Source organism: Flavobacterium tagetis (assembly GCF_016735615.1).
GTDB lineage: Bacteria > Bacteroidota > Bacteroidia > Flavobacteriales > Flavobacteriaceae > Flavobacterium > Flavobacterium tagetis.
The window spans coordinates 197,120-218,188 of the sequence record NZ_JAERSF010000001.1 but is presented as its reverse complement, the minus strand read 5'-3'; the positions used below and the strand labels follow the sequence as shown (position 1 = coordinate 218,188).

The window sequence follows — 21,069 nt, the reverse complement described above, 5'->3', positions numbered from 1 at the left end:
GGCAATCCGTTTCAATCTGGGCTAGGAATTATGGTTTCAAAAAGCACATTTCTCGGTCAGAAATCACTAAAAGTTATACCTATATATATTATCGAGATTATTACAGATAAATCTGCAATTTTAAGTTTCATAATATCAAAATACTTCAAAAATGCATTCGTAAGGTTAATATTTAAAAAAAATAAATACTTTTGTTGCAGAAAAATAGAGCAATGGCAAAGAATTTAGTAATAGTGGAGTCACCTGCAAAGGCGAAAACGATCGAGAAATTCCTCGGGAGTGATTTTCAGGTGGAGTCAAGTTATGGTCACATAGCAGACTTACCATCAAAGGAAATAGGAGTAGATGTAGAAAATGGTTTTAAACCAAAATATGAAGTTTCTCCGGATAAAAAAGCCTTGGTAACGAAACTTAAATCACTTTCTAAGAATGCCGAAACGGTTTGGTTAGCATCCGATGAGGACCGCGAGGGAGAGGCTATTTCATGGCACTTGGCGGAAGAATTAAAGTTAGACACAAAAAAAACCAAACGTATTGTTTTTCACGAGATTACAAAATCTGCAATTCTTAAAGCAATTGATAATCCAAGAGAAATTGATTATAACTTAGTAAATGCGCAACAAGCACGTCGTGTGCTGGATCGTTTAGTAGGTTATGAATTATCTCCTGTTTTATGGAGAAAAATCAAAGGCGGACTTTCAGCAGGTCGTGTACAGTCGGTTTCTGTACGTTTGATTGTAGAGAGAGAACGCGAAATACAAAGTTTTAATGCAGTTGCAACATATTCAATTGTTGCAGAATTTGTAAACGAAGCAGGAAAAGCTTTCAAAGCAAAACTTCCGAAAAACTTTAATACTAAAAAAGAAGCCGAAGATTTCTTAAATCAAAATATCGGTTCTAAATATAAGGTAGCCGATTTAGAAACTAAACCTACCAAAAAATCTCCAACAGCACCTTTTACAACTTCTACGTTACAGCAGGAAGCAGCAAGAAAATTATATTTGCCAGTTGGAATCACCATGCAGTTAGCACAGCGCTTATACGAAGCGGGACTTATCACTTATATGAGAACCGACTCTGTGAACCTTTCTAAGGAAGCGATGGATGCTGCACAGGCAGAAATTATCAAATCTTACGGAAAAGAATTCTCTAAGCCGAGAGTTTTTGCAAATAAGAACAAAGGAGCTCAAGAAGCGCACGAAGCAATTCGTCCAACAGATATGTCTCGTCACACCGTAAATATCGACCGTGACCAAGCTCGTTTATACGATTTGATCTGGAAAAGAACTTTGGCATCTCAGATGAGTGATGCGCAGTTGGAAAGAACAAACGTAAAAATTGAAGCAGATAATCATGATGAAATTTTTACAGCTTCAGGAGAAGTATTGCTTTTTGAAGGTTTCTTAAAAGTATACTTAGAAGGACATGATGACGACGAGGAAGAGCAAGAAGGTATGCTTCCGGCTTTAAAAGTAAACGAAAAACTGGCTAATAACTATATTACAGCCACAGAACGATATTCAAGACCGCCTGCACGTTACACAGAGGCATCTTTGGTTAAAAAACTAGAGGAACTTGGAATTGGGCGTCCATCTACATATGCACCGACTATTTCTACAATTATCAATAGAAATTATGTTGAAAAAGGAACTCTTGAAGGTGTAGAACGTAATTATACACAGCTTACTTTGCAAAACAGTAAAGTTGGCGAAAAAGTGTTAAAAGAAAATACAGGTTCTGATAAAGGAAAATTAGTTCCAACAGATATCGGGACAATTGTAACTGATTTCTTGGTAAAGAATTTCGGAAACATTTTAGATTACAATTTCACTGCAAAAGTAGAGCAGGATTTCGACGAAATTGCCGAAGGAAATATTGACTGGGCAAAAATGATGCAAGATTTCTACAATCAGTTTCATCCAAATGTAAAAGAGGTTGAGGCAAATGCAGAACGTGAAAGTGGAGAAAGAATCTTAGGAAAAGATGCTGACGGAAGACAAGTTTCTGTTCGTTTAGGAAAATTTGGACCAATGGCTCAAATTGGAGAAGCAGACGATGAAGATAAAAAGTTTGCCAGCTTAATGGCTGATCAAAATATTGGAAACATTACACTTGAAGAAGCTTTGAATTTATTCTTGCTTCCAAAAAGTTTAGGAGAATATAAAGGAGAAGAAGTTGAAGTAAATAATGGACGTTACGGACCTTATGTTCGTCACGGAAGTGTTTTTATTTCATTGCCAAGAGGAGAAGATCCGCTTAATGTTTCGAAAGAAAGAGCTCAGGAATTAATTGACGAAAAAGCACTTGCTGATGCGCCAATTGCAGTTTACAAAGGAGAAGCTGTTCAAAAAGGAGTGGGACGTTTTGGACCATTCATTAAATGGAACGGACTTTTTATAAACGTAAACAAAAAATACAATTTTGATAACCTTTCTCAATCTGATGTTGAAGAACTGATTGAAGAAAAACTTCAGAAAAATATTGACAAAGTTATTCATAACTGGGAAGAAGAAGGAATTGTAGTAGAAAAAGCTCGTTGGGGACGTTCTGTAATTCTAAAAGGAAAAATCAAAATTGAATTGAGTAAAGATGTTGATGCAACAAAATTAACATTGGCTCAAGTTCAAGAAATGATCGCGGCAAAAACACCAGCAAAGAAAACGGCTGCTAAAAAAACAACAACGGCTAAAAAAGCTCCAGCTAAAAAAACGGCTGCTAAAAAGAAATAAGTATAAATGGAATTTGATTTTCTAGAACCAGTTAATGACGGAATTGTAAAATTCGTCGGCGCACTGTCTTCACAAGAGCTTGGAAGCAAAGTTGTCTTTCATACCCAAGATCAGTTTCCTGATATTGCGCAGATTAATATTGCTATAATTGGTGTTTTAGAAGACCGTACCAACATTAATATGATTAACGAAGTTAATCTTTCTGCTACGCGTAAAAAGCTTTATAGTATGTTTCCTGGTAACTGGGATGCTTCCATTGCAGACCTAGGTGATATTCTTGCGGGCGATTCAGTAGAAGATACTTATTATGCATTAAAGAAAGTTACGGCTACATTAATTAAGAATAAAGTCATTCCTATAGTTCTGGGAGGTTCTCAGGATTTGACCTATGCTTTGTATCGCGCTTATGATGATTTGGAGCAGATGGTAAATTTGGTTGCAGTAGATAATAAATTTGATTTTGGTAAGGAAAATGAGTCAGTTTCTGCTAATTCATACTTAACAAAGATTATTATAGACGAGCCAAATAACCTTTTTAACTACTGTAATATAGGATATCAGACTTATTACAATTCGCAAGAAGAAATCGATTTGATCCAGAAGCTGTTTTTTGATGCTTATCGATTAGGCGAAATTTCTAATAAAATTACTTTGGCTGAGCCTGTTTTTAGAGATGCAGACTTGGTTAGTATAGATTTGAATTCTGTAAAGTCTTCTGCTTCAGGAAATATGGTTACTTTTGAGCCAAACGGATTTAATGGAAAAGAGGTTTGTGCTTTAGCTAGATATGCTGGTATTAGCGATAAAGTTTCTTCTTTTGGGGTATTTAATCATAATAGCACATTAGCCGAATCGGTTATTATTGCTCAGATTGTATGGTATTTTATTGAGGGGTATCATTATCGTTCAAAAGAATATCCATTTGGAAGCCGAGCAAACTATTTGAAGTATATTGTTCCGCTAGATGATGAAGAATTGATATTCTATAAAAGTGATAAAACTGACCGTTGGTGGATAGAAATTCCATTTGAATCAAACGGCAGCAATAAATTGAAAAGAAATACGTTATTACCATGTTCTTACGACGAATATTTGTCGGCTTGCAATCAAGAATTGCCGGAAAGATGGTGGAAAGCACAACGAAAAAATGCTTTATAGATCAAAAAATTAAGTGAATTCTTAAGTTTTTAAAACCTGTTTAAAAGGGTTAAAATAAATTAGTAAGAAAATATTTATATAATATAAAAATTAACGTTTTACATCGATTTTTTGCTACAGTTTGTCGATAAAATATTTTTTTTTTATTTTATTTAACATTATTTTTGAACGATAAAATAAATTCGCAAGTAGTATTGTTTTTTAGATAAATAATAAATACGTTTACGGACTTTTAATAATGAATAGATAATCCCAAATTTATATGAAGAAGTTTATTGCATTTGCAGCAATGTTAACACTAGTAATCGGCTGTGGTAAGTCTGGTGACAAAGGTGAATTAGTCGGTGTTACTGGAGGGAAATGGCATCCTGAGAAGCCTTATGGAATGACATTAGTTCCGGGTGGATCTTTTATTATGGGTAAATCAGATGCTGATTTAGCTAACGTAGAAGATGCTCCAACTAAAACTGTAACTGTTCGTTCATTTTACATGGATGAAACTGAGATTACAAATAGTGAGTATCGTCAATTTGTGGAGTGGGTAAAAGACTCTACAATGAGAGTTCGTTTAGCAATTTTAGCAGACGAAACAGGGCAAAAAGCTACTGATGGAAAAGGTAAAAAAGCAGGAAGCATTGCTGACTACGCTTTTAACGATTCTGATCCAGAAAAAATGACGGCTTATGATAAATATATGTACGATAACTACTATAGTGTTGGTACAAAAGATGATCCGTATGCTGGAAGAAAATTAAACAGAAAAGTTAAGTTAATTAAAGATACTAAAGCATATCCAGATGAGTATTACGCTGAAGTAATGGATTCTATGTATTTGCCAATTGAAGAATCATATAATGGTTTAAGAACAATTGATGTAAATAAATTAAAATTCCGTTATTCTTGGATGGATATTCAAGCTGCTGCAAAAGCAAAAGTTGGAAAAAGAAGCGACTTCGTAAAAACTGAGCAGGTAAATGTTTATCCTGATACTGCAGTTTGGATTAAAGATTTTGCTTATTCATATAATGAGCCAATGCATAATGATTATTTCTGGCATAAGGCTTACGGAGATTATCCAGTAGTTGGTGTAACTTGGAAACAAGCTAAAGCATTCTGTGCATGGAGAACTTTAAACAAAAACAGCTACATTAAATCTAAGAAAAAAGGACGTGACTTAGTAAATGCTTTCAGATTACCTACTGAGGCGGAATGGGAGTATGCTGCTAGAGGAGGTCTGGAGTCTGCAACTTACCCATGGGGAGGTCCTTACACTAAGAGTGATAGAGGTTGTTTCTTAGCAAACTTCAAACCAAGTAGAGGAGATTATGCTGCTGACGAAGCTCTTTATACAGTTGAAGCTAAATCATACGATGTGAATGGTTACGGATTATACAATATGGCAGGAAACGTTTCTGAGTGGACAGATTCAGCTTATAATCCAAACGCTTACGAGTATGTATCAACAATGAATCCAAACGTTATCGATGGTAAAAATCAAAGAAAAGTAGTTCGTGGAGGTTCTTGGAAAGATGTTGCTTATTTCCTACAGGTAAGCACTCGTGACCACGAATATGCTGATTCTGCTAGAAGTTACATCGGATTCAGAACTGTACAAGATTACATGGGTACTCAAGTTACAGGAAACAGAAAAAAGTAATTTATAATTAATTCAATATCCAACAAATCTATTTTAAACCTAAAAAAAAAGTATTATGGCATTATTAAGTAAAAAAGCAATGAATTTCGCTTATGGTATGGGAGCGGCAGTGGTAATCGTTGGAGCGTTATTCAAAATTACTCACTTTGAGATTGGACCTTTAACAGGTACAGTTATGCTTTCAGTAGGATTAGTTACTGAGGCTTTAATTTTCGCGCTTTCTGCTTTCGAACCAGTTGAAGAAGAACTAGATTGGACTCTAGTTTACCCAGAATTAGCTAATGGACAAGCTAGAGAGAAAAAAGCTAAAGCTGAAACTCCAACTGACGCTCAAGGATTATTATCTCAAAAATTAGACACATTATTAAAAGAAGCTAAAATTGACGGTGAATTAATGTCAAGTTTAGGAAACAGCATCAAAAACTTCGAATCTGCTGCTAAAGGAATTGCTCCAACTGTAGATTCAATCGCAGGTCAAAAGAAATATTCTGAAGAATTATCTGTTGCTGCTGCTCAAATGGAATCATTAAACAGTTTATATAAAGTTCAATTAGAAAGCGCTTCTAGAAATGCTGAAGCTAACAAAGAAATCGCTGAAAACGCTTCTAAATTAAAAGAACAAATGGCATCAATGACTGCAAACATCGCTTCTTTAAACAGCGTTTACGGTGGTATGCTTTCTGCAATGAGTAACAAAGGATAATTAGTTTTTAACTAAATATTAAATTTATTAATAAAGAACTAATTAGAAAAAAATGGCAGGAGGAAAATTAACCCCTAGACAGAAGATGATTAACCTGATGTACCTGGTTTTCATCGCAATGTTAGCAATGAACGTATCAAAAGAAGTAATTTCTGCTTTTGGTTTGATGAATGAAAAATTCGAAGGTGCAAACACTAGTTCTACAGAGTCAAACGCTGGTTTATTAAGCTCTTTAGATCAAAAAGCTGCTGAGGCAAAAGGAGAATTTGCTATTGCTGCAGTAACAGCTCACAAAGTTGAAACAATTACAAAAGATTTTTATGATTATATAGCTACTCTAAAAGCTCAGGCAGTTAAAGGTTTTGAAGTTGATAAAGCAACTGGAAAAATGCCTTATGAGTCTATGGATAGAGGAGATAATATCGACGACTGGTTTACAGGAGACGGTTACACTAAAAAAGGTAACGAAATTATCTCTAAAATCGAAAAATATAAAGCTGATATCAAAGCGGCTTTAGGAACAGACAAAAAATACGCTGCAATTATTGCAGAGGTTGAAAAGAAATTTGATGTTTCTGATGTTAAAAATAAAGAAGGGCTTAAAGAAAAATACTTAGCGTACCACTTTAAAGGATTTCCTGCAATTGCTACAGCTGCAAAACTTTCAGCTTGGCAAAATGACGTTAAAAAAGTTGAAACTGACGTTTACAACAGTGCATTAGGTAAAGCTGCAGTTGCTGCTGCTTCTTACAGCAACTACCAAGCAATCGTTGTTTTAGATAAAAATGCTTATTTCCAAGGAGAAAAAGTTACTGGTAAAGTTGTTTTAGGTCGTTATGACGAAAACACTACACCAACTTCTTTCCAAGGTCCTGGACAAATTGTTAACGGACAAGCTGTTATCTCTTTAACTGCTGGTGGAGTTGGAGAACAAGACATCAACGGACAATTTACTTTCTTAGAGGATGGAAAAAATATTCCTTTAAAATTCTCTGGTAAATACGTTGTAGTTCCAAGACCAAACGCTGCTACAATTTCTGCAGATAAAATGAACGTTGTGTATAGAGGAGTTGTTAACCCAATCTCTGTATCTTTTGCTGGTGTTGATGCTAACAAAATTGTTGCAAGTGCTCCAGGTTTATCTTCTGCTGGAAAACCAGGAAAATATAACATGAGCCCAGGTCAAGGTACTGAAACTACAATTTCTGTAACTGGTACTTTACCAAACGGTGATAAAGTAACTGATAAGAAAACATTCAGAATTAAAGGTATTCCTGGTCCAACAGGAACAATTAGAGGTGAGATGGGAGTTGTTAAAGGTCCTAAATCTAACTTAGAGATTGCTACTATTGGAGCTAAACTTCTTGATTTTGATTTTGAAGTTGGTTTAGATGTTGTTGGATTCAATATGAAAATTGCTGGACAGCCTACAGTTGTTGTTTCAGGAAACAAAATGAATGCACAATGTAAACAAGTACTTTCAAGAGCAGGTAAAGGAGACCAAGTTACTATTTCTGAAATTAAAACTAAACTTGTTGGAGCTGGTAGTTATTTATTGCCAAGAACTGCTCCTGTAATTTACGAAATACAATAATAAAGTAGTGTCAACTACATTCAATATCTTATAACGATACCACGATGAAAGTAAGAAATTTTTTAATAGCTATTGTTTCTATCGCTGGAGGTTTTGCTTCTAATGCGCAATCTAATTTGCTTAATGCAAAGACTCCTGATCAGATTGGACTTAAAACTCCTGCTCAATTGATATCTGATAATGATAAGCCTTTGGCTTATGGTTATGTAGATGATAGAGATATCTTGATGGGAAAAACAACATGGGAAATCATTGATTTAAATGAAAAAATTAACTTTCCAATGTATTTTCCGGTAGATACAGCTAATATTGGTCCTAACAGACGTTCTCTTTATGACGTTTTAACTAAAGCTATTAAAAGTGGAAAAATCACTGAAGTGTATACTGACAGTTATTTTAACACTAAAAAATCTATGAAAGACATCGAAGGATCATTGTCTCGTATTGATACAACAGATGCAGGAAGAGAGTTGATCAACCAATATCCAGATGACTACAAATCACGTGTTGTGAAGAAAAAAGTAGTTTCTGGTAAAGGTAAAAACAAATCGGTTTCTTACGTTGAAGAAACAGTTGGACCAACAAGAACGGTTCCTGCTGAATATATTTTGAAACAAGATTTAACTGCTGCAGATGTTACTCAGTATAAAATTAAAGGTTACTGGTATTTTGATAAACGTCAAAGTGAATTGAAATATCGTTTACTTGGACTTTGTCCAGTAACTCCAGACGTTTATACCATGAATAGTGATGAAAAGGATTATATTGAATTGTTTTGGATATTCTTCCCAAATGCAAGAGAAGCATTGCATGAAGCAAAAGCTTTCAACGACAACAATTCAGCTCTTCCAATCTCATTTGATCAGATTTTAAATTCTAGACGCTTTAATGCTGTGGTTTACAAAGAAGAAAATCTTTATGGAGACAGAGCTATTAGTGATTACATGAAAGACAATGCACAAAATCAGTTGTTAGAATCTGAGAGAGTGAAAGAAAAAATTCGCAACTTCGAGCAAGATATGTGGAACTACTAAGTTGATACATAGTATAATAATTAAAAAACTCTTACTACCTTTGTAGTAAGAGTTTTTTTTATGTCCATAAATTAATAAACACCCGTCTGAATAGGATTAGGTTAATTAATTTATATTTATGTAAGAAAAATAACAATATTTATAATAAAATTTCGTTTAATGTCTTGTAAAAAATTATCATGATGAAAGTAAGAAATTTATTAGTTGCTATTGTTACTGTTCTTGGAGGCTTGTCTTCTAATGCTCAGTCTAATTTACTTAATGCCAAAACCGCTGATCAGATTGGAGTTAGGACGGCAGCCCAAATGATATCTGATAACGATAAACCATTAGCATATGGTTATGTCGATGATCGTGATGTTTTGATGGGAAAAATGGTTTGGGAAATTATCGATTTAAATGAAAAAATCAATTTTCCATTATATTTTCCAGTAGATACTGCTAACATAGGCCCAGATAGGCGCTCACTTTATGATATTTTAACGAAGGGTATTAGAAGTGGCAAAATTACTGAAGTTTATACTGATAGTTATTTCAATACAAAAAAGTCTTTAAAAGATATTCAAGGTGCTTTATCGCGTGTTGATACAACAGATGCTGGGCGAGAGCTAATCAATCAGTATCCTGATGATTATAGGACTCGTGTTGTTAAGAAGAAAGTCGTTACGGGTACAGGTAAGAATAAAAAAGTTACTTATGTAGACCAGACAGTAGGGCCAACAAGAACGGTCCCTGCTGAATATATCTTGAAACAGGATTTAACGGCTGCAGATGTGAGTATGTATAAGATTAAAGGTTTTTGGTATTTTGATAAGAGACAAAGTGATTTAAAATATCGTTTACTTGGAATTTGTCCTATAACCCCTGATGTATATACTATGAATAGTGATGAAAAGGATTATATTGAACTCTTTTGGGTCTTCTTTCCAAATGCCCGTGAGGTGTTACATGAAGGAAAAGCTTTCAACGATCAAAATTCGGCATTGCCAATTTCATTTGATCAAATCTTGAATTCGAGACGTTTTAATTCTGTAATATATAAAGAGGAAAATGTGTATGGTGATCGTGAAATTAAAGATTATATTAGAGACAATGCGCAAAGTCAATTGTTAGAATCTGAAAGAGTGAAAGAGAAGATTCGTAATTTTGAGGAAGATATGTGGAATTACTAAGTCGATAAACTCATAATAAGAAAAACTCTTGCTACCTTTGTAATAAGAGTTTTTTTATTTTATTTATATACTACAATGCTTGATTATTTAATTGTCGGATCTGGATTGGCTGGAATTTCTTTTGCCGAAGTCGCCCTTAAGAACAACAAATCAATTTTACTTTTAGATGACAAATCTCAGAATTCCTCTAGAATTGCTGGCGGTTTGTATAATCCTGTAATATTAAAGCGCTTTAGTGAAGTCTGGAATGCAAAAGAGCAACTTGTATTGATGAACGAGTTTTATGATAAAGTAGAAGAGAAGCTCAAAGAGAAATTCAACTTTAAAATGCCAGTTTTAAGAAAGTTCTTTTCAATTGAAGAGCAGAACAATTGGTTTGCAGCTTCAGATAAAATAAATCTAGCTCCTTTTTTGTCTACTAAATTAATTTCAAAAAAATATAAAAGCATCGACTCTCCATTCGACTACGGTGAAGTTTTGCATACAGGATATGTTGATACTGCTTTATTGCTAGATGTGTATAGGCAATATTTACTTGAGAATGATTTGTTGAGAGAAGAATCTTTTGATTTTAGTCACATTGAATTTTTAGATTCAGAAATTCGATATAAAAATATTCAGGCTCGCCATATCATTTTTGCTGAAGGCTTTGGAATGCATAAAAATCCTTTCTTTAACTATCTTCCGCTAGATGGGACAAAAGGGGAATTGTTTATTATAAAAGCACCAGATTTGAATCTAGATGTAATTGTAAATACAAGCGTTTTTATTTTGCCTCTAGGCAACGATCTATTCAAAGTTGGGGCAACTTACAATTGGCATGATAAAACTGCTGAGCCTACAGAAGAAGGCAAGCAAGAGCTTTTGGAGCGTATTAAAGAAATTATTAATTGCGATTTTGAAATAGTAAAACACTTTGCTGGAGTCCGCCCAACGGTTGCAGATCGACGACCTTTGCTTGGAACGCATGAAGAACATAAGTCTCTGCATATTCTTAACGGTTTGGGAACACGCGGTGTAATGCTTGGTCCGGCAATGGCGAAAGCATTATACGATCATATCGAGAATAATGTTCCGCTAGACAGAGAAGCTGACATTAAACGATTCCATAAAAGATATTTGAAAGGCCTTACTTTTTGCCAGCATTAGGATCGTAAGAAACAAACATATTAATATATAAGTTTCTTGAAAGCCGCAAAACAAATGGAAATAAAAGAACCAGTGTTATAATAATTGCCAAAAATGACTGCTCTATTGTGGTGTTAAAAAAAACAAATGAAACAATAAATGCAGCAACACCTACAGCTACATTTAGGGCATAACTAACATACATGGCACCATAAAAGAATGAAGGTTCAATCTGGTATTTAAAGCCGCAGTGGCTGCAATGCTCATTCATTTTGAGAACTTTACTTAAATGAAGCGGATTTGTGTCTTCATACATGCTTTCTTTTTGGCATTTTGGACAACTTCCTGTTATTATGCTATTTAGTTTGGAGCCTCTTTTGAACATTTTTAAGTAAATTTTATAGTCTTTCAATTCACCTCGATTGTATTTGGATACCAGTGTGAATGGGAGTAATTATTTAAAGCAAATATAAAGTATTTTGAGGCTTTAAGCTACTAAATCAGGATAAAAACTTACAGCTTATGCTGATTTGATTTTGAGTAAAATGTTTGCCATGACAATTTTTCTTTTTTCTAAAATGCAAAAAAGATATATTCTCAATGCAATTGTTTTTTGGCTTAACTAAATAAGGAAAGTTCTGAATTAAACAAGGCTTTTAGTTTTTGAATATTACAAAAGCTATTGTTTTTCAGTATAAAAACTTCAATTAAAAGTTATACTTTTGCACTTTCAAAATTGTAACAGGATATTTGTCTTTTTACAGTTTATTTATTTAATGAATAAAAAAGGTTTTCTAGCCTTTACATTTACAGCAATACATTATGCTTAATATACACAATCTTTCCGTTTCTTTTGGAGGAACCTATTTATTTGAAGAAGTTACTTTTCGTTTGGGTGCCGGCGACCGCGTAGGTCTTGTTGGTAAAAACGGGGCAGGTAAATCTACAATGCTAAAAATGTTAGCTGGAGATTTTAAACCTGATTCTGGAGTAATTTCTCAAGAGAAAGATATAAAAATGGGATTCTTGCGTCAGGATATTGATTTTGAACATGGAAGAACCGTTTTGGAAGAAGCGTATGAGGCTTTTACAGAAATTAAAGCTGTAGAGAAAAAACTAGAAGAAATCAATCATCAATTGGTTACAAGAACCGACTATGAAAGTGAAGAATATGGGCAGATTATAGAAGATTTGTCTGATTACACACATCGTTTTGATCTTCTTGGTGGATATAATTATGTGGGAGATACAGAAAAAATCCTTTTAGGTTTAGGTTTTAAAAGAGAAGTTTTTAATAACCAAACCGAGACTTTTTCTGGAGGATGGAGAATGCGTATTGAGTTGGCAAAACTTTTATTGCAGTCTAATGATGTATTGCTTCTAGATGAGCCAACCAATCACTTAGATATTGAAAGTATCATTTGGTTGGAGAATTTCCTTCGCAATTATCCTGGAGTTGTGGTAATTGTATCGCACGATAAAATGTTTTTGGATAATGTGACGAATAGAACAATCGAAATTTCGTTAGGAAAAGCATACGATTTCAATAAGCCATATACTCAGTATTTAGAGCTTCGTCATGAAATTCGCGAGAAGCAATTGGCTACTCAAAAGAATCAGCAGAAGAAGATTGAAGAAACAGAAAAATTAATCGAGAAATTCCGTGCAAAGGCTTCAAAAGCTTCAATGGCGCAATCGTTGATTAAAAAATTAGATAAAGTAGAAAGAATTGAAGTAGATGAAGATGATAATTCGGTAATGAATATCTCTTTCCCAGTTTCTAAAGAACCAGGAAAAGTAGTTATTGAAGCTGAACATGTAACAAAAGCTTACGGAGACAAAACGATTCTTAAAGATATTAGTTTGTTGGTTGAAAGAGGAAGTAAAATTGCTTTTGTTGGACAAAACGGACAAGGAAAATCGACTTTCATTAAAGCGCTAGTAAACGAATTTGAATACCAAGGAAATATCAAATTAGGGCATAATGTGCAATTAGGGTATTTTGCTCAAAATCAAGCTGAATATTTAGATGGAGAAATTACTTTGCTTCAAACAATGGAAGATGCGGCAACCGATACAAACCGAATGAAAGTTCGTGATATGTTGGGTTCGTTTTTATTCCGCGGAGATGATGTTGAGAAAAAAGTAAAAGTCCTTTCTGGAGGAGAACGTAACCGTTTGGCACTTTGTAAATTGTTATTACAGCCAATCAACGTGTTGCTGATGGATGAGCCTACGAACCACTTAGATATTAAATCTAAAAATGTTTTAAAAGCGGCGCTTCAAAAATTTGGCGGAACTTTATTATTAGTTTCTCACGACAGGGATTTTCTTCAAGGAATGTCAAATATAGTGTACGAATTTAAAGATCAAAAAATTAAAGAATATCTTGGAGACATCAACTTTTTCTTAGAACAACGCAATCTTGAAAATATGCGCGAAGTGGAGAAAAAAGATGTGGTGAAAAAGGAAGCTCCAAAAGAAAAAGAAGTTGCCAAAGTATCTTATGAAGATCAGAAGAAAGGAAAAGCACTTCAGAACAAATTAAGTAAAATTGAAAGTCAGATTCAGCAATTAGAAAAACAGATCCAGCATGACGATAAAATGCTTGAAACTAATTATGATAAACACATCGAAGACGCTTCATTTTTTACGGCTTACAATAAAAAGAAACAAGATTTAGAGCAATTATTAATTGATTGGGAAGTTGTCTCAGAAGATATTGAAGGGATGAATGCTTAGTCTATAGTCTCGGTCACAGTCACATTACTCGAAAATATATGTAAACCTTTGTCAAAGTTTCAAACTTTGATAAAGGTTTTTTGATTTTCAGGAGCTAATCTATTTTTTAGGATCAATCTAGGCTGATGAAAGTTGCTCATTTTTCACAGAGTATGTCATTCCAAGGAAGGAGGGATCTTCGTAAGTAGCTCGACAAAGATTGGTCGCGAGAGGGATGGGAGCAAGCTACCGAAGTAGCGCGTACAGCCCGACAGCATTAGAGAAAGTGGGCAAATAAAGACAAAGTATGTTGGCCCACTTTTTCTAATGTTGTCTCGCCCAAATTATTTAAGTTTTAAAAACTACTTAATAATCCCAATAGATCTAGAATGTTCTATCGCTTTGCTACTTTCTTTAAAATAGCACACCGAAACATTTATGCTTTCCAGATTTTTTAAAATCTTTTGGACTTCTTTTTTAGGAGATTTTCCAGTTTGTCTTATATACACGGCAACTACAGTCACGGGAAATATTTTGCAGATTCTTTCGTAGAGTTTTGGATCGTGCTGAGAATCATCACCCATTAAAACATATTTAAGTGTTGGATAAAACTCAACAACATGTTTGATTTTTTCATATTTATGATCGTGATTTCCTCTTCCGCTCATAAAGAAATCGGTAATGCCACGTTTGATATCTTTTAGGAGAAAAACAGCTTTTGGGAGTTTGTTAATTTGCGTGAATTTGGCAATAAATCGGTATAAATTCCATTCACTGCTAGAGATGTAAAAAAATGCATTTACTTCTTCTACATTATCTCTTCCCGCAGAACTTAAAGCTTGATAATGCGGTACAACATCATTAAAAACTTTACGGTCGTTTACATTTTTAAATAATAGAATATAAAGTTTTCGAAAGAAGTTATTGGTATGTGAAATCAGAAAAGTATCGTCAATATCAGATATGATTCCGAGTTTTCCTTTGTGTGGTCTTATAAAACTGCCTTTGCAAGTTGTGGTTTCGTTACGGTATTTTATACTTACTTCATAGGACATCCATCCAAAGTGAGTTTCTTTTTCTAGCGGAATACAGAAGTTAAAGTAACCGTCGTCAAGTGTTTTGGTGTGAATTACTTCATTATTGTAGTGAAGGTAAACATCAAAATTTTTAATGGTTTTTATTCTGAACAATCGAAGAATAGAAGTAGCATTTTTTAATTTCCTTTTCTCAAAATTGTATTTGTTTTCCCTTTTTAAAACGTGCCCCATTACAATTAGCTCTTGTTCATTTGCATAACCGCGATATAATTGTAGAATTGGTTTCATTAATTACGTATATTTATGTAACTGTAATTTACTTAATTTAATTGATTTTAAAGATAAAATTTTGAAAAAGAATATTCTATTTGTTGTAAATCCTATTTCTGGAGACTTAGATAAATCTGATTTGATTGATGCTGTCGAAGAGTTTGCGGCAACCAATCATTTTGATTTGGAAGTGTATGAAACTACAGGAAAAAATGATTTAAGGACGATACAATCTTTATATGATGAATCTGAGCCAGAACGTATTGTTGTGGCAGGAGGTGACGGAACGATAAAAATGGTTGCAGAAGCCATGGAAGATCAAGATGTTATAATCGGGATTTTGCCTGCAGGTTCTGCAAACGGACTTTCGGTAGACTTGAATCTTCCAGATGGGATAGAGGAGAACCTTAAAATAGCCTTTTTACATCACTATATAGAAATGGATATGATTTGCATCAACGGCAAAAAAAGCATTCATTTAAGCGACCTTGGTTTAAATGCCAATCTGGTTAAAAACTATGAGCAAAGTGATGTTCGAGGATTTTGGGGTTACGCGCTCCAAGCTTTTACGACGCTTAAAGAATCTGAAGAGCCTTTTGTGGCAACAATTTCAGCAAATAATAAAACGGTACAGCATGTTGCGAGAATGATTGTAATTGCCAATTCGCAGAAATATGGAACGGGTGTAATCATCAATCCGAATGGCGCTATGAATGATGGAAAGTTTGAGCTGGTGATTTTGAAAAGTCTTGATCTGCTTCTAATCGGAAAAATAATTACCGGAAATATGCCTATTGACTCTGAGGATATCGTAATTATTTCAACGAATAAAGCAGAAATTAAAACTGATTATCCCGTTAATTTTCAAATTGATGGAGAATATTGCGGCGCCCAGACTTCATTGGAAATCGATATTCTGCATAAGCAGATGAAAATTGCGGTTCCGTAAGTTTTATTTAAACGGATTGCGTTCTTGCCATTCTGTTTTGGGTTCCAAATAATTAAAAAATCTGGAAATATTATGATTAATTAAAGCGTTGCTATGCGTAATTAAACCATACATTTTTACAGGTTTTGCGCCAACGGAACTTTTGATTTCGAGAGCAGTTCTGGCAAAGACAATTTCACGGAAGCCTTTCTTGATAGAATATGCAATCATGTCGTAGAGCATATTTAAATACAGCATTTTTTCTCGTTGAATGCTTTCGTCGTAACCTAAAAAATAGGTGTCCATTACGTTGCCATTTTTGATTAAAGTATTGAAACCAATTAGTTTTTCATCTAAGAAATAACCATATAGAAGAAAGTTGTCTCCCATTATTTCTTTAAAAAAACTAAAATGGTTGCGAGCTAAGAAAAAGGTGTTGAAAGGTGCATTTTTGGCAACATGAAAATAGAGGTCATAAATAATATCTTCATATTGTCTGATGTCGGAAAGTGACATTTGCTGTTTTATAATTCCTTCCGATTTTTTTCGTGCGCGTTTGTATTGATCACGGTATTTTTTTGACAAGGCATCGATGTAATTCTGTTCGGTTTTCCAGCTTTCTTTGATGTTGAAAATCATGTTGGGTTGGGTCGAAAAGGTGTAATTGTTTTTAAATTCAGCTCGAAGCGGTTCTATTTCTTTTGCTGTAAAATCTTTTATGCTGGTTATGTGAACTTTTTTTCCGCTTTCTTTCAGATCTTTTTTTAACTGATTAATTGCTTTATGAAGTGTTTTAATCGCTTTTGATTCTTTGATGTTCTTGTCAAAAATAAAAGCATTTTGTCCTGTAAGCATATTATTCCCAACAAATAAAACGTGAGAAGCGAAATTTTTTAAGGCAAAATTGCGTACCGAAGTTTTTAAGCATTTGTCACGTTCTCCAAAAGATTCTAGTTTCTCTGCAAATAAGAACTGTGTTAACACAATTCCGATTAATTTTTCCTCTTCAAAAAGTGCAATGAAATGACAAGTCATATTTACTGGACAAGAGTTTTCCAGCACTTCGAGATATTCTCGAGTCAAAAAGATGTTATTTGCTGCAAGCGAGTTCCATTCTACAGGCAATAAAGATGCGCTTTTGTAAATCTGGAAAGAATATGTTGTATTCAAAAGAGTGAGCTAATTTCTTCAAAATTAGATAATATTTGTAATAACTTATCTGCTTTAAGTTATTATTAAGAAAAACCCGTTTGAAGTAAGTTTATCAAACGGGTTTTTTATTAGTGATATTAAGCAAATCCACAAATGATTCCGCCCATAAGAGTTAAGGTAAGAATCCAATATCCAGCATGAATGAAAATATATTTCCAAGATTTTCTTTCGAATAAGCCGTTGATTCCGATTAACGGAAATGCGAAAAATAGTCCTGACATAAAACCATGAAGCGCACCATGTTTAAAAGTTCTGTATGCCATTCCGTAATCTGCCATAAAAGCAGCAAATGAAGGTTTTGCACTATCCATTAAAGGCGGTCCGCCAACCATTCCGATTGCGCCAGACTGATGAATCGTTAAAGACATTAAAGTCATAGTGATCATTAGGGAAAATACGTACGTTAGTCCGAATATTTTAAGCATATTTCCTTTTCTTAACTCTTCTTGAGTAAGATTATTTTCTTTCATCCAGATAGTTCCGAATACTTTTGGGCTGTACCAGATAAAACCGGTTACGAGTGTGACAATGGCTGCAATGAATAAAGCGGCGAAGTTAATTTGCATGATATGAGGTTTTTAGAATTAGTTGTTCAAATGTAATTAAAAAAGGGGTAGGTTTCTGAAAAATATAAAAAGAGGTATTAATCCTACAAATAAAAAATTTTTCAACAGTTTGCCGATATTTAGTGTATTATAGCTGTGAATTGTATAATTTTACGCTAGTAACAAATCCCAAATCTGTTATGAAAATTTTAATAACCTTTTCTTTAGTATTTGCTTTTTCGCTAAGTGTTTTGGCAGATACCGTTTCTGATAAAGAAAAAGAGGCACTTACAAAATTGTATCATGCAACAAATGGTTTGCAATGGAAAAAGAAGTGGGACTTAAGTTTGTCTGTTTCTACCTGGTACGGAGTTAAAGTTGAAAATGGAAAAGTAGTTGCGTTGAATTTAGCAGACAATAATCTGCAAGGAGAATTGCCTGAAGCGCTGTATGATCTTGTAAATTTAGAATCTCTCAATCTGGAAAAGAATAAAATTGAAGGAAGCTTGTCTTCGTCGATTTTTAATCTGAAAGAATTGGAATTGCTGAATGTTGCCAACAACAAATTGTCTGGTGTAATTCCGGCTTCTATTTGCCAATTGGGAAAATTGAAAGATTTGGAGCTTTTTATGAATACTATTTCAGGAGAGCTTCCGTCGGAGATTGGAAAACTGAATCAGCTAGAAATTTTAGCTGTTTTTAATAACGAGATTAATGGAAAACTTCCTGTTTCTATTTATAAAATTTCGGGATTAAAGATCTTGCTTTTAAACGATAATAAGTTGTCAGGAAATTTGACAAACGAAATTATTAATTGGAATGCATTGCAGAATTTTAGTTTGTTTAATAACGATTTTACAGGAGATATTCCGCAGGAAATTGAAAAGCTTAGCAATTTGGAAGAATTGAATCTTTCATATAATAAATTTACAGGAGAAGTTTCAAAAAAGATAGCTTTATTGGATGCTTTAAATGTGACAATGATAGACGAAAATGGAAATCCGTTTTTATTAGAAATAAACCAAGAAAATAAATTACAATAGTTTACCCAAAATTAATCGATGCTTATGAATGAATTTTACACTCGTTAAACAAGTTGATTAAATATATTTAGTTAATTGCCAAAACCGTAACTGTGTTACGGTTTTATGGTTTCTAGAGGTTTCGTCTTTTAAAAATATAACATTTAATTTAGAATTGAATTTTTTATGTTTGTCTAAATTTTTATAACTTTAATAAAAAGTATCCGGAGAACCAAAAACCGAATTAATCAGCGGTATTACTAATTACTTAATAAGAAGAAATCATGACACTACAATATCAAGGTGAACAGTACGGAAAACCAACTACTTTTACAATTAGAATTATTGGAAACAATTTGTCAAAAAGCAGTTCAAACTATCAGATCGATCTTTTGGTGGGCGACAAAAAACTGCCAACTTTTACAAGTGAAATTCACCAAAGTCTTTCTAATTGCTTAAGAGAAATCTACTTGTTCAGGAAACACAACGGAATCACATTCAATGAATCGTCAGAGAAAATAGTTTCGCTTTATGTTCCTTATGATAAAGTCTTGTATAACTACAATAAATATGCTTTGTTTAGAGCATAAATTTTTCTCAAAAGAGTAACAAAAAAAAGAAGCTTCTTCATTAAGTGAAAAAGCTTCTTTTTTTATTATCGAATAATCTTTAAATAAGCGCTGTAAGGATCATCTTTAAGCGAAGTTCGCATGTAGTATACGTTTTCGTCTTTTTCTTTTAAATCAAACTGAATTAAGCCTGCATCGCAATAATAGTAAAGTAAGTTGTCATCGGCAGGAAATTCAATATTTGAAATTGGCAACGTAGTCAGTTTTTCTTCAAAAGCTATTTCGCCATTAGATAAATCCAATTCAAAAAGTTTTTTGTTAAGAGTATATCCCCAAAGATTATCTACTTCTTTAACGATGTATTGGACATTATCGCCTTTAAAATCTGTTTTCCAAAGCTGAGTTCCTTTTTTAGAATCGACAGCATAAATTGAGGAAACTTCAGGACCTTGTGCTGCAAAGTATAGTTTTTTGTCGTGACATACTATACGCTCTTTCACATTGTTTTGGTTTTCGTCTATCTTAAACTGCCATAAAACATCTAAGCTGTTTGGTTTTAAAGCATACAGCCAATTTTTGTCGCCAGCAATAAAAACACTTTCGCCATCGGTAACAGGTTTTCCGGTCATGGTTTCGTCAAAGCTTTTTTGGTAAAGCAACTTACCAGTATTAGCTTCAAAACAATAAACATTTGTTCCGCTTTGAGTAAAGATTTTATTGTCAAAAAACAATGGCTCAATATCGTTGTTTGGAGTGTCTAATTTGTAGTTCCAAGCTAAACTTCCATCTTTTAGATCTAAAGCGTATAAATTACTGCTCTGATTTTGATTTTGAGCAGTTATAAAAAGTTTTCCATTAGCTATAATCGGAGTCTGATCTTTTAAAACAATCTGGTCTGTGATGTTTCCTAATCTAGATTTCCAGAAAATAGTTCCGGTGCCATTATCTACGGCATAAATTTCGCCATTAATAAACGGAATATATACCACTCCGTCATGAATCGTTATTTTATTAGCGCACATTTCAGTATGAGCATCCGAAGCTTTTACTGTCCAAACAATACTTTCTACTTCTAAATCCCAAGAAAAAAGAGAACCATCGTAATCGTAAACTAAAATGGAGGTGTCGTCTAAAGAGATTTTTTTTAATGGTTTTAAAGATTTATTAGTAACAGCTTCTTCTGCGGGTAATTTGCTGTTGGTATAATTAGTTTTGCTGTCGGGCGCTTGTCCAAACATATTTGCAGAGGCGAATACAAATAAAAGGGCTATTAATTTGTGTTTCATTTTAAGATTTGGGTTGATTTTTTGATTGTCTTTTTTAAAACATTTAACGGAGTAAATATAAACAAAAAAAGCTCCAGATTTCTCTGAAGCTTTTGTCTTAGTAAGTAGTCCGTGGGGGAATCGAACCCCCCTTACCAGGATGAAAACCTGGCGTCCTAACCGATAGACGAACGGACCTGCTTTGCTATTGCGGGTGCAAAAATGCAACTATTTTTGAGATGTACAAAGCATTTTGGAAAAAACTTTTTGATTTTTTTTGAATGAAAATCATTTTGAACCATCAATATTACTTCTGTAACTGAGT

17 protein-coding genes and 1 tRNA gene are annotated in these 21,069 nt (G+C 33.7%); 12 read left to right on the top strand and 6 right to left on the bottom strand.

Annotation, left to right across the window (positions count from 1 at the left end; translation table 11 throughout):
- Positions 1-212: 212 nt before the first annotated feature.
- From topA to JI750_RS00930, 8 genes are all read left to right on the top strand, one after another.
- On the top strand, positions 213-2,729 hold the full coding sequence (topA, locus tag JI750_RS00965; RefSeq protein WP_201998349.1) for a type I DNA topoisomerase: 2,517 nt from the start codon (positions 213-215) through the stop codon (positions 2,727-2,729).
- A gap of 6 nt (positions 2,730-2,735) precedes the next feature.
- Positions 2,736-3,887 (top strand): formimidoylglutamase, encoded by a 1,152-nt coding sequence (locus tag JI750_RS00960; RefSeq protein ID WP_201998347.1) that lies wholly within the window; start codon positions 2,736-2,738, stop codon positions 3,885-3,887.
- A gap of 262 nt (positions 3,888-4,149) precedes the next feature.
- The gene (gene porK, locus JI750_RS00955) at positions 4,150-5,544 is read left to right on the top strand and encodes a T9SS ring complex lipoprotein PorK/GldK (RefSeq protein ID WP_201998345.1); all 1,395 of its coding nucleotides are present in this window, start codon (positions 4,150-4,152) and stop codon (positions 5,542-5,544) included.
- Positions 5,545-5,599: 55 nt separating this feature from the next.
- Complete coding sequence (gene porL / locus JI750_RS00950) at positions 5,600-6,247, top strand: type IX secretion system motor protein PorL/GldL (protein WP_008467092.1); 648 nt, start codon at positions 5,600-5,602, stop codon at positions 6,245-6,247.
- 52 nt (positions 6,248-6,299) lie between these two features.
- On the top strand, positions 6,300-7,841 hold the full coding sequence (porM, locus tag JI750_RS00945) for a type IX secretion system motor protein PorM/GldM (RefSeq protein WP_201998343.1): 1,542 nt from the start codon (positions 6,300-6,302) through the stop codon (positions 7,839-7,841).
- Positions 7,842-7,885: 44 nt separating this feature from the next.
- Positions 7,886-8,875 carry a type IX secretion system ring subunit PorN/GldN gene (porN, locus tag JI750_RS00940; protein WP_201998341.1) on the top strand — a complete coding sequence of 330 codons (990 nt, stop codon included), beginning with the start codon at positions 7,886-7,888 and terminating at the stop codon, positions 8,873-8,875.
- 182 nt (positions 8,876-9,057) lie between these two features.
- The gene (gene porN, locus JI750_RS00935) at positions 9,058-10,047 is read left to right on the top strand and encodes a type IX secretion system ring subunit PorN/GldN (RefSeq protein WP_201999751.1); all 990 of its coding nucleotides are present in this window, start codon (positions 9,058-9,060) and stop codon (positions 10,045-10,047) included.
- 75 nt (positions 10,048-10,122) lie between these two features.
- Complete coding sequence (locus JI750_RS00930) at positions 10,123-11,196, top strand: NAD(P)/FAD-dependent oxidoreductase (protein WP_201998339.1); 1,074 nt, start codon at positions 10,123-10,125, stop codon at positions 11,194-11,196.
- On the opposite strand, the gene JI750_RS00925 is transcribed toward JI750_RS00930, so the two are convergent.
- Positions 11,177-11,560, bottom strand: a complete 384-nt coding sequence (locus tag JI750_RS00925) for a DUF983 domain-containing protein (RefSeq protein WP_201998338.1) — start codon at positions 11,558-11,560, stop codon at positions 11,177-11,179. The two genes, JI750_RS00930 and JI750_RS00925, sit on opposite strands and share 20 nt — an antisense overlap.
- Before the next feature lie 437 nt (positions 11,561-11,997).
- On the opposite strand from JI750_RS00925, the gene JI750_RS00920 reads away from it, so the two are divergent.
- The gene (locus tag JI750_RS00920) at positions 11,998-13,917 is read left to right on the top strand and encodes an ABC-F family ATP-binding cassette domain-containing protein (protein ID WP_201998337.1); all 1,920 of its coding nucleotides are present in this window, start codon (positions 11,998-12,000) and stop codon (positions 13,915-13,917) included.
- A 341-nt stretch (positions 13,918-14,258) separates the two neighbouring features.
- On the opposite strand, the gene JI750_RS00915 is transcribed toward JI750_RS00920, so the two are convergent.
- A complete protein-coding gene (locus JI750_RS00915; RefSeq protein WP_201998336.1) occupies positions 14,259-15,221 on the bottom strand; it encodes an App1 family protein phosphatidate phosphatase in 963 nt (320 codons plus the stop codon).
- Positions 15,222-15,282: 61 nt separating this feature from the next.
- On the opposite strand from JI750_RS00915, the gene JI750_RS00910 reads away from it, so the two are divergent.
- Positions 15,283-16,152, top strand: coding sequence for a diacylglycerol/lipid kinase family protein (locus JI750_RS00910; protein ID WP_201998335.1), 870 nt, complete (start codon positions 15,283-15,285; stop codon positions 16,150-16,152).
- Between the two features lie 3 nt (positions 16,153-16,155).
- Here JI750_RS00910 and JI750_RS00905 read toward each other — a convergent pair whose 3' ends face one another.
- Both JI750_RS00905 and JI750_RS00900 read right to left on the bottom strand, forming a co-directional pair.
- Positions 16,156-17,301 (bottom strand): GNAT family N-acetyltransferase, encoded by a 1,146-nt coding sequence (locus tag JI750_RS00905; protein WP_201998334.1) that lies wholly within the window; start codon positions 17,299-17,301, stop codon positions 16,156-16,158.
- A 119-nt stretch (positions 17,302-17,420) separates the two neighbouring features.
- Positions 17,421-17,909, bottom strand: a complete 489-nt coding sequence (locus tag JI750_RS00900) for a DUF1761 domain-containing protein (protein WP_201998333.1) — start codon at positions 17,907-17,909, stop codon at positions 17,421-17,423.
- Between the two features lie 179 nt (positions 17,910-18,088).
- Between JI750_RS00900 and JI750_RS00895 the strand changes: the two genes are divergently transcribed.
- Together JI750_RS00895 and JI750_RS00890 are read left to right on the top strand one after the other, a co-directional pair.
- Positions 18,089-18,931 carry a leucine-rich repeat domain-containing protein gene (locus tag JI750_RS00895; RefSeq protein WP_201998331.1) on the top strand — a complete coding sequence of 281 codons (843 nt, stop codon included), beginning with the start codon at positions 18,089-18,091 and terminating at the stop codon, positions 18,929-18,931.
- A 263-nt stretch (positions 18,932-19,194) separates the two neighbouring features.
- On the top strand, positions 19,195-19,500 hold the full coding sequence (locus tag JI750_RS00890) for a hypothetical protein (protein WP_111365111.1): 306 nt from the start codon (positions 19,195-19,197) through the stop codon (positions 19,498-19,500).
- A 65-nt stretch (positions 19,501-19,565) separates the two neighbouring features.
- On the opposite strand, the gene JI750_RS00885 is transcribed toward JI750_RS00890, so the two are convergent.
- The gene (locus JI750_RS00885; RefSeq protein ID WP_201998329.1) at positions 19,566-20,765 is read right to left on the bottom strand and encodes an outer membrane protein assembly factor BamB family protein; all 1,200 of its coding nucleotides are present in this window, start codon (positions 20,763-20,765) and stop codon (positions 19,566-19,568) included.
- A 105-nt stretch (positions 20,766-20,870) separates the two neighbouring features.
- Positions 20,871-20,942, bottom strand: a tRNA-Glu gene (locus tag JI750_RS00880).
- Positions 20,943-21,069: the final 127 nt, after the last annotated feature.

Excerpts from the sequence above, each read along its gene's own strand:
- topA (WP_201998349.1), top strand. The coding sequence starts at position 213 with ATGGCAAAGAATTTAGTAATAGTGGAGTCACCTGCAAAGGCGAAAACG.
- JI750_RS00960 (WP_201998347.1), top strand. The coding sequence starts at position 2,736 with ATGGAATTTGATTTTCTAGAACCAGTTAATGACGGAATTGTAAAATTC.
- porK (WP_201998345.1), top strand. The coding sequence starts at position 4,150 with ATGAAGAAGTTTATTGCATTTGCAGCAATGTTAACACTAGTAATCGGC.
- porL (WP_008467092.1), top strand. The coding sequence starts at position 5,600 with ATGGCATTATTAAGTAAAAAAGCAATGAATTTCGCTTATGGTATGGGA.
- porM (WP_201998343.1), top strand. The coding sequence starts at position 6,300 with ATGGCAGGAGGAAAATTAACCCCTAGACAGAAGATGATTAACCTGATG.
- porN (WP_201998341.1), top strand. The coding sequence starts at position 7,886 with ATGAAAGTAAGAAATTTTTTAATAGCTATTGTTTCTATCGCTGGAGGT.
- porN (WP_201999751.1), top strand. The coding sequence starts at position 9,058 with ATGAAAGTAAGAAATTTATTAGTTGCTATTGTTACTGTTCTTGGAGGC.
- JI750_RS00930 (WP_201998339.1), top strand. The coding sequence starts at position 10,123 with ATGCTTGATTATTTAATTGTCGGATCTGGATTGGCTGGAATTTCTTTT.
- JI750_RS00925 (WP_201998338.1), bottom strand. The coding sequence starts at position 11,560 with ATGTTCAAAAGAGGCTCCAAACTAAATAGCATAATAACAGGAAGTTGT.
- JI750_RS00920 (WP_201998337.1), top strand. The coding sequence starts at position 11,998 with ATGCTTAATATACACAATCTTTCCGTTTCTTTTGGAGGAACCTATTTA.
- JI750_RS00915 (WP_201998336.1), bottom strand. The coding sequence starts at position 15,221 with ATGAAACCAATTCTACAATTATATCGCGGTTATGCAAATGAACAAGAG.
- JI750_RS00900 (WP_201998333.1), bottom strand. The coding sequence starts at position 17,909 with ATGCAAATTAACTTCGCCGCTTTATTCATTGCAGCCATTGTCACACTC.
- JI750_RS00895 (WP_201998331.1), top strand. The coding sequence starts at position 18,089 with ATGAAAATTTTAATAACCTTTTCTTTAGTATTTGCTTTTTCGCTAAGT.
- JI750_RS00890 (WP_111365111.1), top strand. The coding sequence starts at position 19,195 with ATGACACTACAATATCAAGGTGAACAGTACGGAAAACCAACTACTTTT.
- JI750_RS00885 (WP_201998329.1), bottom strand. The coding sequence starts at position 20,765 with ATGAAACACAAATTAATAGCCCTTTTATTTGTATTCGCCTCTGCAAAT.